Below are 13,094 nucleotides of genomic sequence, written 5' to 3' on the forward strand. Positions count from 1 at the left end.
GGCAAGCCCGGTTCATTGGCTGGAGAGCAGCGCGGTGCGCAAGGGGTTGAGCAGGCTCATGTCCTGCTGCAGGCGTTGCATTTGCCCATGCAGGGTTTGCTTGTCGACATCCTTGCGTCGCCCGCGCTGGCGCAGCAGTTGCAGATGGCTGGCCTTGATGTCGAAGACCAGCTCCGGGTCCCAGCGGCAGATTTCCTGGCTGCACAGCTCTTGTTCCAGACCGCTGACAATGCCCAGCGCAATATCTGCCCGGCCACAGGACTCTGCCAGCTGGGCCGTCAACAGCAGTTGCTGCGCCTGTTGGCGCAGGCCTAATGGACGGGGCAGTGTTTGCAGCCAGCCCAGTGCGGCTTCCAGTCCCTGCTGTTCGGCCAGCAGCCGGGCTTGTTGTCCGATGTCCGTGAGATCGGTGCTGATGACGGAAATCAGCGGTGAGGCCAGCTCTTTGTCGCTGCCGCTGAGGTCGTAGACCACGGCCTGGCTGGCCAGCCATTCCAGTGTGTTGTCGTCGGCAAACGGGCTGCCGTCGGCAAAGCATAATTGTTCGATACCGCACAGGCGGTGACGCATCAGCGCAATATCGCTGAGCGCAATGTCGCGCCAGTGCTGATGTGACTCGCCCAACTGGCCCAGCGCCTGCCAGGCCAGGTATTGCAGGTCGAGCCAGAAGTGATTGGCGGCTTCCAGAAAGGCGGAGTCGGTTTTCTCCAGCAGGGCATGCCATTGCTTTTGCAACAGCAGGCGGGTGAGTGTCTGGCGTAGTTCGGGCCTGGGAGCGGGCAGGCGGGTGCGCTGCTGGCCATCATGTGGCGGTGGCTGGGCAATGCTGTCCCAGCGCACGACGCGCGCCAGCCGGAATGCGGCAAACGCGCCTTGTGGCTGCTGTCGCAGATAGCCGCACATGGCACGCAATTGTTCCAGCAGCATCTGATTGGACTCAATGACGTGCAGGCCTGCCGGATGACTGTCTTGCCCTGTTGTCGGTGGAGAAGTGGCGTCAAGCGGGCTGTCGCTGGCAGTGCTGGCCAGCATGCTGCGCAGTCCGGCCCAGGCATCGTCCAGCACGATGCCATGTTCTGCCCATTGCCCGGTCAGCGTATCCAGGTGTTGCTGCAGCGCCTTGCGTAGTGCCTGGGCTGGCGCATCCAGGCTCTGTAGCCAGTCCAGCACCTTGCTGCTGCCAAGCCAGCCCAGAATGGCATGGCGGGCTGCCGGACGTGTCGGGTACAAGGCTTGGCCATAGTGCTGGGTGAGTCCGCAGAGCAATTCCAATCCCTGGTACAGCCCGTTCCAGCCATGCTGACGCATCCAGGCGTAAACCAGATACACCGCCGGGCGCAGGTCCTTGCCTTGTTGCAGCAGTACCCGGCAATCCTGCTCCAGTGCCACACAATCCAGCCCGCTCAGCCGGGAGAGGTTGTCCTTGAGTTGCAGGAAAACCTCATGCTGCCCCACGTCTTCACCGCAGGGCTTGTCTGCCTGGCACGGCTGCACCAGCAGGGCAATATCTGTGATTGCATCGGTCTGGGCAATGCCGGCGCTGTCCTGGCGGATCAGGCGCGTGAGCCAGTCTGGTTTCATGAAAGGTCCGGTTGATGGCAGTGGGAATGGCGGTGGGAAATGTCGCAATGGCATGGGCTTGCCCGGCACAAGGCCGGACAAGCCGGTGCGTGGCTAGCTGTTTTTGGCCTTGGGCATTTGCGATACCAGCGACAGGCTGATGTCCATGCCCTCCACCTGGAAGTGCGGCACGATGAACAGCTTGATCTTGAAGAAGCCCGGGTTATCGTCGATGTCCTCCACCACGACGCGTGCTTCGCGCAGCGGGTGGGATGCCTGCAGCTCGTCGGCCGGGTCAGTCATCTCGGTCACCAGATTCTTGATCCAGCTATTGAGCTCCAGCTCCAGCACCCGGCGGTCCTTGGTGGTGCCAATGTTTTCGCGCTGGATCAGCTTCAGGTAATGGGCAATGCGCGACAGCAGGAAGATGTAGGGCAGGCGGGCATTGATGCGACTGTTGGCGGTGGCTTCCCGGGTTTCGTAAAGCGCCGGTTTCTGCACCGAGTTGGCAGAGAAGAAGCAGGCGTAATCACGGTTCTTGTAGAAGGACAGCGGGGTGAAGCCGAGGTTGGCGAATTCAAACTCGCGGGTTTCCGGAATCAGCACTTCGGTGGGAATCTTGATCTGGTTGCCGGTGCCCAGGTCGTACAGGTGGATGGGCAGGTCTTCCACCAGCCCGCCAGCTTGTGGACCGCGGATTTGCACGCACCAGCCATTGTGAATGAAGCTGCGCACCATGTTGGCGGCAAAGGCAAAGGAGGCATTGGCCCACAGATAGCGCTGGTGGTCTGGTCCTTTTACCTGTTCGCAGTAGTTGAAGCTGCGTACCGGTACGGTGTCCGGCCCGTAGGGCAGGCGGGCCAGGAAGCGCGGCAGGGTAAGGCCGACATAGCGGGCATCGTCGGTATCGCGGAAGCTTTTCCACTTGATGTATTCGGCGCGGTCAAAATAGTTGGCCACATCCTGGATGGCGGCCACTTCTTCCATGCTGTCCTTGCCGAAGAAGGCAGCACCTACCGAGGCGATGAACGGCATGTGGGCAGCGGCGGATACCTTGGAGACATTGCGCAGCAGGGCAATGTCCTGCGGGCCGCGGTCGAATTCGTAGTCGGCGATGATGGCACCGATGGGTTCGCCACCGGGGGTATCGTATTCCTGGATGTAGGTGTGGCGGTACAGGCCGCTTTGAATCACTTCCGGGCTGTCGTCGAAGTCCTGGCGCAGGGCTTCCTTGGAGACATCCAGCAGTTCGATCTTGATGTTCTTGCGAAAATCGGTGCGGTCCACCAGAAACTTCAGGCCGCGCCAGGCCGATTCGGTACGCTGGAAGTCCGGGTGATGCAGCACGGCATCCAGCTGGCGGCTGATCTGGGCATCAATGCGGTCGATGTGGTAGTCGAGCAGGCCCTTGTCCAGCCGGTCCACCTTGAGTGCTGATTCCTGCACCAGCTTGAGAAAGACATTGACGGCCACGGTGATGCGTTCATCGAGGCTGGCTTCGGACAGGGCATCCTGATTGCGGAAGACTTCCACTGCGGGTGCGTGGCTGACCGGGGTCAGGTTGATGCGACTGCACAGTGCACCGTACACGCCACCATCTGTCGCGGTGTCGACATCCAGTACTGCGCTGTTGCTGGGCTGGCTGGTATTTTCCATGTGTTTTCCTTGGTGATCCTGGGTGATCAGGCTTGGGGGGCATCCAGTGGGGCGATGTGTTCCAGCTCGGCGCGCAGGCTGCGGGACAGCTGCTCGTCTTTCATGATTTTTTCCAGCTCGCGCCGGAAAGCTGCGTTGTCCAGCAGATTGGATTTCAGGTCGCGCAGCAGATTGCGCATGGCCAGCAAGGCGGCCAGCTCGGGAATCTGGCGCACTACCTGCTCGGGGTGAAAGTCACGCAGGCTGTTGAAGTCCAGCGTGACCGGCAGTTCCGAGCCATCGCCTGCCAGGGTGTTTTCCACGCCTAGGCGCAGGGTGGGGTGGTAGTCGGCCAGCACGGAATCGAAGTTGTTCTTGTCGATGCGTTGTCTTGTCTTTTCTGCCAGCGGAGTGCCATCGTCGCGTTGGCTGAAGTCGCCCAGCACCAACAGCTTGAGCGGGAGCTCCAGCTTTTTGCGGGCACCACCGGTGTGCAGGTCGAGCGTGATATTGACGCGTGCAGGAGGGACTTCTTTCTGGAAACTGTCAGCCATGGTTGCTTGCTCCGTAGTGGTGTGCTGCAGCTAGCTCAGCGATTGCGTATGCTGTACTTTCTGCAAGTTTTTGATGTTTAACGATTTTTATTGTTTCAAAAACCATATTGCATGATGTTTTTTCATTCAATACTCATTTGTTGTGTTCCGAAAATGCTGATTGGGTTAAAGCAAAAATCCGGTTGATGACGGAAGAATGAGAGGGATGACTCAGAGAATGACTAATGCATTCAGCGGAGTTGGTTGGAATGAGCAGGCTGCCGGGAGGGCGTGGTGATACCGATGGGTATGCATGCCTCGGCACTTGGTGGGCAACTCGGGTCGGTTTTGCTGGAGGTCGGGGGGGCCGTGCTGCTGTTGCGGCTGGTGATGTGGATGGTCAACCGTTTGTACGGCGGGCATGAGGCAGGCAGCGTCTGGCGCTGAAAGCAGCAATGTTCAGGTTTGAGCACGAGATGGCCCCTGCTGGGGCCATCAGGTGGTGCAGGGCCGACGGGTCAGTAACTCAGGCCGGGGATGGCGTAGTCGCGCAGGCGGTAATACAGCATGCCGGCAGCTTGCAAGGGCACACGCAGCAGCGGCCCGCCGGGGAAGGCCGGGTTGGACAGGCGCATGAAGTGTTGCAGCAGATGCTCGTCGCCCAGAATGGCATTGGCCAGTACCCGTCCGGCGGCACAGGTGGGCACCACGCCATGGCCGGAGAAACCCTGTGCCCAGTACACATTCCCGTTGCGACCGAAGTCCGGGGTGCGTGGCACGGTGATGTCGATATGGCCGCCCCAGGTGTGGGTGATGCGGTAAGGGGCCAGTTGCGGAAACACCCGCAGCAGGTCGGCACGCATGCTGGCGGTAAGATTGGCCGGTGTGCGGCCGGAGTAGGTGCATTTGCCGCCGAACAGCAGGCTGCGATCCGCCGTCAGGCGGAAGTAGTCCAGGATGAACTGGTTGTCCGATACCGCCATATTGCTGGGCAGCAGTTGCCGGGCAACTTCTTCCGGCAAGGGTTCGGTGGCAATCATATAGGTGCCGACCGGCATGACCCTGGCCGAGAGTGCCGGGTCCAGCCGGTCGATGTAGGCATTGGTGGCCAGTACCAGCTTGCGGCAGCGGATACGCCCCTGCGGCGTGTGTACCACGCAGCCATCGCCCTGGCTGGCATAGGACAGTGCGCGGGTCTGCTCGAACAGGCGCACGCCCTTGCCCTCGGCGGCACGGGCCAGTCCCAGAATGTATTTGAGCGGATGAAAGTGGCCGCCTTCGTGATCGATCAGCCCGGCGACATAGCGTTCCGAGCCAACGTGCTGTGGCAGGTCCTTGCGTGGCACGAATTCCAGCGCTTCATAGCCATAATGCCGTGCCGCATGTTCCTGCCACTCCGACAGCAGCCTGATGCGCTGCCATAACACCGATGTCCACAAATGGCCTTCTGCCAGTTCGCAGTCGATGTGGTGATGGCGGATCTTGTGGCGGATGTCGGCGGCGGCACTGCGCAGCAGTTGCCAGATTTCCTGTGCCGCTTCCAGCCCCAGCGCGGCTTCAATCGGGGGCATATCACAGGAAAACCCCAGGATGATCTGCCCGCCATTCCGCCCGCTTGCCGCCCAGCCCACCCGGCTGGCCTCGATCACGGCCACGTTGACGCCGGCATCGGCCAGATTGTGTGCGGTATACAGGCCGGTAAAGCCCGCGCCCACCACCAGCACATCCACATCCATATCCTGGGTCAGCGCCGGGCGCTCGATTTGCTGGGCGGTGCTGGTGGCGGCATACCAGCTGGGCGGATAGTGGCGGGCGGATTCAAACATGGTGTCTCCTTGCTGTGATTGACGGCGGCGCTTCAGGCGCTGACGGTGTATGCCCAAACCACCTGGGCTTCTTCATGACCGGGGTTGCAATAGCGGTGTGGTCGGCTGCTGTTGAAGCTGAAGCTGTCGCCCGCTGCCAGCAGGTGGCATTGTTCGTCCACCCATAGCTCCAGGCTGCCGCACAGCACCATGCCACCCTGATCGCCGCCGTGGCTGAGGGTTTGCGGGCCGGAGCTGGCACCGGGGGCAAAGCGGGTGAGCATCAGTTGCAAGCCACCGGCAAAGCCGGGCGAGAGCAGGGCGTCACTGACACCGTCGGCGTAGTGCAGTACCGGGCGATGTGCCTGGCGTACCACCAGCCCGCGCTCATGCGCCGGGGCCTGGCTGAAAAACACGCCATAGGGCACGGCCAGGGCGGTGGCCAGCTTGTTGAGGTCGGATACGCTGGGCTGGCTTTTGCCGCGCTCCAGCTGGGAGAGAAAGCCGATGGAGCGGCCGGTGGTGCTGCTCAATTGCTGCAAGGACAGTTTGCGCAGCTTGCGCAACTGGCGGATTTGTTCGCCCAGCCAGGCCGGGTCGGGCTGGCTGCTGTCCTTGAGTGAGGTGTCTGTGATTGCTGTCATGTCTGCCAGCATACGCAGGCAGATTGAAGTTTTGTGAAAAAAATGTCTTAAATTTTCACATTGTAAAAATTATTGTTGTATTTTTTCAGCAAGATCAATGGTGCTGGCTGAGGCATTGGCCCACGAAACACCGCTCGCTGGGCCTGCCGAATTCAGCCGCCGGCACGTTTTACCGTGAAGCCCTGCTTTTGCAGCGTGCTGATGACGGTGGCGACATGATCTCCCTGGATTTCGATGCAGCCATCCTTCACCGTCCCGCCGCTGCCGCAGGCGTTTTTCAGCTGCTTGCCCAAGGCCGTCAGGCCGGCCGCATCGCGCAGCACGCCTTTTACCACGGTGACGGTCTTGCCGCCACGGCCCTTGTTTTCCCGGCTGACACGCACGATGCCATCACCACTGGGCAGGGTGGATTGCTGGCAGATACAGGCATCAAGCGGCTGGCGGCAGTCGGGGCACATGCGGCCATGTTCTGTGGAGTAAACCAGGCCGCCGGAAGAGGATTTCGATTTCATGGGTAAGTGCAGGCTGACAGGGCAGCCGGCAGTCTAGCGCCAAACCGGCGGCAAGACGATGGCTATGTTCAGGGCAGGGCAGCCGGCAGGAGCCGCAAGATGGACAAAGCACACTGTGCGATACGGCGCGGCAGGGTCTCCACCGGCACGGACAAGCACATGGTACTGCGGCCTGCGGTGATGGATGTCGACCATGCAGCGAGCTGATCAGGCGTAGGTATTGATGCGGCCATCCGGTGTGGTTGGCACCTCCGGGCTAGTGGGCGCGGCGGCTGATGTTGCCGTGCCGGGGGCGGCGCTGTTGGCCGGTGCCGACGGGGTGAGTGGCGGATAGTGGACTGCCTGCGGGGTGGTGGCGGTAATCATGCGGCGTAGGCCTGACGGTGGAAAACAGCTAACCATGCAGAGGGTCTGGCGTGCCAGCAAGACTTTGCTGCCGACTTTTGCCTTTATTTACCCTGTGCAGACCGGTCCGGCAGTCGATGAGACAAAAAAATTGCCAACCCGCAACGGGGTTGGCCTGAGAGTAAAGCCGAGAGAAACAACGGAACAAGAGACAGCCCGGCACCAGAGCTGGTATGGCCGTCATTGTCGCTGCCGTGTGTGACAGTGGCGTGACGCGGCGATGAAAAAAGCGCGACACCGCAACAGCCGGGTCAGGGTCTTGTGTGCGCGTCCTGCTCCAGCAGTTGCTGCAGTTCTGCCCGGCTGATGTCCAGCCCCAGCATGGCGGTGAGGGTGATGAACAAGCCGCCGAACATATCGGGAGCCATATTCACCAGTTTGGCGCGGGCCTCATCCACGCTGAGCGGGCACTTGCTCGCCACCAGTTCGGCCACCGCCTGCAGCATGGGCGGATGCCGGGTGAGCTGTACCAGCGAGGAGTCTGCCCTCAGCCTGGGATACAGCGGTTTGCTGTCGACTACCAGCATGGCTTGCTGGCGAATGTCGCGGCTGGATGCGCCGATGCGGATTTCATACTGGCCACCTTCTACTATCCAGGCCGCGTGGGCCGGGTCGTAACAGGCAAGATCCTCGCCTTGCAGCGTGAACTGTGCCCGCTGCATGCTTCCTGCCGGGATGTCCAGTTTGACAAAGCCGCGCAAGGCCTGCACTGGCCGCGCCAGCGTAGAAGGTGGTGGTGCAATGTACAGCTGCACGATCTCCTTGCCGGCGCGGGTGCCACGATTGTGGATGTCAACGCAGACATTCACGCTGCCGTGCTCGTCCATGCTGTTGCTGGAGAGTTGCAGGTTCTGGTAGTCGAAACGGGTGTAGCTCAGGCCAAAGCCAAACGGAAACAGCGGCTGCATCTGGCGCTTGTCGTAATAGCGGTAGCCGACGAACAAGCCTTCACCATACAGGTGGCGGCCATTTTCGCCGGGGTAGTGCAGATAGGCCGGGGTTTCTTCCAGCGTATTGGGCAGGGTGGTGGTGAGCTTGCCGCTGGGGTTGTTGTGGCCAAACAGCGTGGCAGCCACCGCCTGGCCCATGCCCTGACCGGCAAAGAAACATTCCAGTACCGCTGGCACCTGCGGCAGCCAGGGCATCAGCACGGCATCACCATTGCACAGCACCACCACCAGCTTGGGCTGCACGGCAGCCAGCCGGGTAATCTGTCGCTCATGACTGGCCAGCAGGCCCAGATGCTGGCGGTCACCGTTTTCACCATCCACCCCGATGGGAGTGCTGACAAATACCACGGCCACCTCGGCGGCGGCTGCCATGGCGCAGGCATGTTGCAGTGCTGTCTCGTCGTCGAATGCGTCGTGCGGTGCACCGACAGCGTAGTCGACCTGCACGTTTCTCCCTGCCAGTGCGCGGATTTCATCCAGCGGGCAGTCCAGCTGCCAGGGCTGGGTGGTGGCACAGCCCGAACCCTGGATCACCGGCTGTCGTGCCGGTTTGCCAATCACCGCCAGGCGGCGCAGCTGCTGGCCATCCAATGGCAGCAAGTCCTGGTCGTTCTTCAGCAATACCAGCGATTCGGCGGCAATCTGCCGTGCCAGCTGATGGTGGCTGGCAAAATCCGCCTTGGTGCCTGGGCGCTGACCGGCATGCACCTTGGCTATCAGTTGCAGCATGTGCAGGCAGGCGCGGTCGAGTACCTCCTGCGGGATGCGGCCCTGTTCGATGGCTGCCAGCAGTTCGGCATTGTCCAGCGGGTTTTCCGGCATGGCCAGTTCATTACCGGCCAACAACGAGGCCGGGCGGTCCTTGATGCCGTACCAGTCCGACATCACCAGCCCCTGATAGCCCCATTCCTCGCGCAATACCCGGGTCAGCAGCCAGTGGTGCTGCGAGGTCTGTTCGCCGTTGAGCCGGTTGTAGGAGGACATCAGCGTCCACGGATCCGCTTTGGCAATGGCGCGCTGGAAACCGTACAGATAGATTTCGCGCAGTGCCCGCTCGTCGACGATGGAGTCCATCTCGGTACGCTGGAACTCCGAGTTATTGCAGGCAAAGTGTTTGAGGCAGGCTCCCACGCCTTGTTGTTGCAGGCCCTTGATCAGCGCTGCAGCCAGATCGCCGGCAAGCAGCGGATCTTCCGAATAATATTCATAGCCGCGTCCGGCCAGCGGGGTGCGGCGGATATTGATGCCTGGCCCCAGCAGCAGGCCCACGCCCATGGACTGGCATTCGATACCCAGCGCCCGTCCCATTTGTTCCACCAGCGCCACATCCCAGCTGCAGGCCAGGCTGGAGCCATTGGGAAAGCAGGTGGCCGGGCGCGAGTGGCCGAACAGTGCCTCGGAGCCACCCTTGTCGCTGTCGCCAGTCACCTGGCCTGCATCTTGCCGCACCACGGACAGGAAGTCGCTGATATTCCAGCCTTGCTGCTGGTCGATCTGCGCGCTGCTATAGCGCACGCCATAGGTGCCGTCGGTCATGACAAAGTCGCTGATACCAAGCTGCGGCAGGCAGGCCGTACGCCACAGGCCCTGGCCGCTGAGCAGCCTGACCTTGTCTGCCGGGCGCATGCGGGCGATCAGTTCGGTGTGGGAGGTGCGCATGTCAGGGCTCCTGTGGCTGGGCGGAGGCGGGCTGCTTGCGTGCTGCAATCTGGCCCAGCATGTGCCGGTAGCTGTTTTCGTCCAGCGCGTAGCACAGCATGAACAGCAGGGCGAGCACGAACAGGGCGGCGGGTATCAGCGTCATCATCAGGGCGATCCAGTGCTGTGCCCGCGGCGTGATATAGGCGGCGTCGTAGCCGGCATATTGCAGGATCAGCCCTGCCAGCCCGCCGGCAATGGCCATGGCCACCTTGGTGATGAAGTTGAAATAGCCATAAATGGCCCCCTCGGTACGCACATGGTGCTGCCACTCGGCGTATTCCACCGTGTCGGCCAGCATGGCGTACATGCAGACAAAGATGCTGCCCATGGCCGCGCTGTACACGCTGACGCAGGCCATGATGGCCAGCCGGTTGTCACCTGCCAGCCAGTACTGGCAAGCCAGCGCCAATGCGCCTGCGCTCAGGGTGAGCAGGGTCAGTCTTTTCTTGCCGAAGCGGGCAATCAGCTGTTCCGAGGCAATGGTGCCGACCAGATTGGCCACGGTCTGGATGGCGAAGAAGCTGGCGGTATAGGCTTCATCGCGCAGTACGTAGTTGATGTAGTAAATGGCGGCGGCCATCCACACGCTGTAGGCGATATAGGTAAACACGGTAAACATCGACAGCTGGAACAGGGGCCGGTTGGCGGTAATGGCCTGCACCATCTGGCGCAGGCTGGGGGCTGCGTCCTCGTCCTGCCGGATGCGTTCCCTGGTCATGGCAAAGCAGGCGTAGAACAGCAGGGTGGCCAGCCCGGCAAACAGCGCGATGGTGAGCTGGTAGCCGGTGCGCGGGTCGGCAAAGCGGCGGATCAGCTGGTCGGCATATACCGACACCACAAAGTAACCCAGCGTGGCAAACAACATGCGGTACACCGACAGCGAGGCGCGCGACATGGCGTGCTGGGTCAGCATATTGTTCATGGCGGAATAGGGTGTGTTCACCGTGGTATAGGCCAGGCAATACAGGGTGTAGCTCACCAGGGCATAGGCAAACTTGTAGCTGGTGTCCGGTGTGCTGAAGCACAGTACGGTCAGCACACCCAGCGGCAGCGCGCCATACAGCAGGTATGGCCGCAGCTTGCCGTGGCGGCTGTGGGTGCGGTCGATGGCGTAGCCCAGCAGGATGTTGAACAGTGCATCGATGATGCGGGCAATCAGGAAAATCAGGCTGGCTTCACCGGCGCTCAGACCGAAAATATTGGTGTAGAAAAACAGCAGGAACAGCGAGACGGCACCAAACGACAGATTGGACGCCATGTCTCCCAGTCCATAGCCTGCTTTTTCTCGCAGGCCCAGTCTGACATCGGCGGCGGACAGGGCAGGATCTGACATGATGCGGTTCTCCAGAGCCAGGGGATGGGCCCTAACATAGCAGCGCCTCCCGGCACGGCTATGGAGATTGCACTCTGGAAACGTCGGGTTTTATGGCGGGATTTTCAAAACGCAGGACAAAAAAATAGCCAACCCGCAATGGAGTTGGCCCGAGAGGGTAATCGTCAGGCGGGCGGCAAATCTGCGTTGCCGGCCCGCTCAAGGCTTACTGTGCCAGCGGCTTTTTCAGTACGCGCAGCATCACGGCGGTCAGTACCGTACCCACCACCAGTGCCACCAGGTAGGATCCCAGATTGGTCACCGCGTTAGGGATGGGCAGCACGAACACGCCACCGTGCGGTACTTTCAGTTCCACGCCCATGGCCATGGAGATGGCACCGGTCACGGCCGAACCCACCATCAGCGACGGAATCACGCGCAGCGGGTCGCGGGCGGCAAACGGAATGGCACCTTCACTGATGAAGGAAATACCCAGTACGCCAGCGGCCTTGCCGGCTTCGCGTTCGTCGGCGGTAAAGCGGTCGGCGAACAGCTTGGTGGCCAGGGCAATGCCCAGCGGCGGAGTCATGCCGGCGGCCATCACGGCGGCCATCGGGGTGTACACCTGGCTGGCAATCAGGCCGGTGGCGAAGGCATAGGCTGCCTTGTTCACCGGACCGCCCATGTCAAAGGCCATCATCGCGCCCAGAATGGCACCCAGCAGCAAGGCGCTGCTGCCCTGCATGCTCTTGAGCGCATCTGTCAGCATGGCCAGCAGGCCGGCCACCGGCGTGCCGATGACGTAGATCATCAACAGGCCCACCAGCAGGGAACCCAGTACCGGCAAGATCAGCACCGGCTTCAGGCCATCCAGGTTGCGGCCCAGCTGGATTTTCCTGTTGAGGAAATCCGTGCCGTAACCGGCAATGAAACCGGCGGCAATGCCACCCAGAAAGCCGGAACCCAGACTGGCGGCCAGCATGCCACCCACCATGCCGGGGGCAATACCCGGACGGTTGGCGATGGAGTAGGAAATATAACCGGCCAGAATCGGCACCATCAGCGCAAAGGCGGACTTGGCGCCAATCTGGAACAAGGCCCAGGCCAGCGTGCCCTTGTGCGCGTCGTCAAAGGCGTAAATGCCGCCCAGCGCAAAGGCCAGCGCAATCATGATGCCGCCCGCAGTGACAAAGGGCAGCATGAAGGACACACCGGTCATCAGGTGTTTGTAAGCGCCGCTGCGCTGCTCGCTCTGGGCGCTGCTTGCGGAAGCGGTACTGGCGGCAGTCTGGCTGCTGGCTGCCTGGCTGGCACCGTGCGGCTGGGCTTCGGCAATGGCGCGGCGCACCAGGTTTTCACCATCGTTGATGGCCGGTTTGGTGCCGCTGGAGAACAAACGCTTGCCGACAAAGCGCGACAGGTCCACCTGGGTGTCGGCGGCAATGATCACCACATCGGCCAGACGGATTTCATCTGCCGTCAGCGTGTCCTGCGCACCCACCGAACCCTGGGTTTCCACGCGGATGCTGTGGCCCAGTTTCTGCGCAGCCTGGCTCAGGCCTTCGGCCGCCATGAAGGTGTGGGCAATGCCGGTGGGGCAGGAGGTAATGCCGACAATGCGCAGCGCGCTGCTGGCAGTCCGGGCGCTCAGGCTGGCCTTGAGCTGGCCTTCGGCATCGGCCAGCACGGCTTCCAGCGAGCTGAGCAGGGTGTGGCTGTTGGCAAAGCGCACGTCTTGTGCGGCGGCTTCGCCAATCAGCAGCACGGCATCGGCGTCGGCAATGGCGCTGGCGCTCAGCGGCTGTTGCACGCCTTGTGCGGTGTGGATTTCTACATCGATCTTGTGTTTCAGCCGGGTAGCCGCCTGGCGCAGCGCTTCGCCAGCCAGCATGGACTGGGTGCTGCGATCGGGAGCTGCAATCACTGCCAGCAGGTTTGCCATTGTCTATCTCCTAGTTTTATCTGCCTGTTGTTGTTGCTTTGCTGATGATCTGCTACGTGGCGGGGGTGGGTGAGCGTTGCCCGCCCGCAGCATGA

General features: G+C 61.6%; 10 protein-coding genes. All 10 read right to left on the bottom strand.

What is annotated here, in order from left to right:
* Nucleotides 1-12: 12 nt before the first annotated feature.
* Nucleotides 13-1,581: a type VI secretion system protein TssA gene (tssA, locus tag DKK66_RS12930; RefSeq protein ID WP_165494172.1), complete on the bottom strand. Its 1,569-nt coding sequence runs from the start codon at nucleotides 1,579-1,581 to the stop codon at nucleotides 13-15.
* A gap of 93 nt (nucleotides 1,582-1,674) precedes the next feature.
* Entirely contained in the window at nucleotides 1,675-3,216 is a 1,542-nt protein-coding gene (gene tssC, locus DKK66_RS12935) for a type VI secretion system contractile sheath large subunit (RefSeq protein WP_131358706.1), read from the bottom strand.
* Between the two features lie 26 nt (nucleotides 3,217-3,242).
* The gene (gene tssB, locus DKK66_RS12940) at nucleotides 3,243-3,749 is read right to left on the bottom strand and encodes a type VI secretion system contractile sheath small subunit (protein WP_131358709.1); all 507 of its coding nucleotides are present in this window, start codon (nucleotides 3,747-3,749) and stop codon (nucleotides 3,243-3,245) included.
* Between the two features lie 497 nt (nucleotides 3,750-4,246).
* Nucleotides 4,247-5,554, bottom strand: coding sequence for an FAD-binding oxidoreductase (locus DKK66_RS12945; protein ID WP_131358712.1), 1,308 nt, complete (start codon nucleotides 5,552-5,554; stop codon nucleotides 4,247-4,249).
* 32 nt (nucleotides 5,555-5,586) lie between these two features.
* A complete protein-coding gene (locus tag DKK66_RS12950; protein ID WP_207389776.1) occupies nucleotides 5,587-6,177 on the bottom strand; it encodes a helix-turn-helix domain-containing protein in 591 nt (196 codons plus the stop codon).
* A 152-nt stretch (nucleotides 6,178-6,329) separates the two neighbouring features.
* Nucleotides 6,330-6,689: a translation initiation factor Sui1 gene (locus DKK66_RS12955; RefSeq protein ID WP_045846188.1), complete on the bottom strand. Its 360-nt coding sequence runs from the start codon at nucleotides 6,687-6,689 to the stop codon at nucleotides 6,330-6,332.
* Between the two features lie 207 nt (nucleotides 6,690-6,896).
* On the bottom strand, nucleotides 6,897-7,055 hold the full coding sequence (locus DKK66_RS20175) for a hypothetical protein (protein ID WP_165494173.1): 159 nt from the start codon (nucleotides 7,053-7,055) through the stop codon (nucleotides 6,897-6,899).
* Nucleotides 7,056-7,345: 290 nt separating this feature from the next.
* Nucleotides 7,346-9,703, bottom strand: coding sequence for a glycoside hydrolase family 3 C-terminal domain-containing protein (locus DKK66_RS12960; RefSeq protein ID WP_131358718.1), 2,358 nt, complete (start codon nucleotides 9,701-9,703; stop codon nucleotides 7,346-7,348).
* Between the two features lies 1 nt (nucleotide 9,704).
* Nucleotides 9,705-11,078, bottom strand: coding sequence for an MFS transporter (locus tag DKK66_RS12965; RefSeq protein WP_131358721.1), 1,374 nt, complete (start codon nucleotides 11,076-11,078; stop codon nucleotides 9,705-9,707).
* 205 nt (nucleotides 11,079-11,283) lie between these two features.
* Nucleotides 11,284-12,999 (bottom strand): PTS fructose transporter subunit IIBC, encoded by a 1,716-nt coding sequence (locus DKK66_RS12970; RefSeq protein ID WP_131358724.1) that lies wholly within the window; start codon nucleotides 12,997-12,999, stop codon nucleotides 11,284-11,286.
* Nucleotides 13,000-13,094: the final 95 nt, after the last annotated feature.

Source organism: Aquitalea sp. USM4, from assembly GCF_004328945.1.
Classification (GTDB): Bacteria; Pseudomonadota; Gammaproteobacteria; order Burkholderiales; family Chromobacteriaceae; genus Aquitalea; species Aquitalea pelogenes.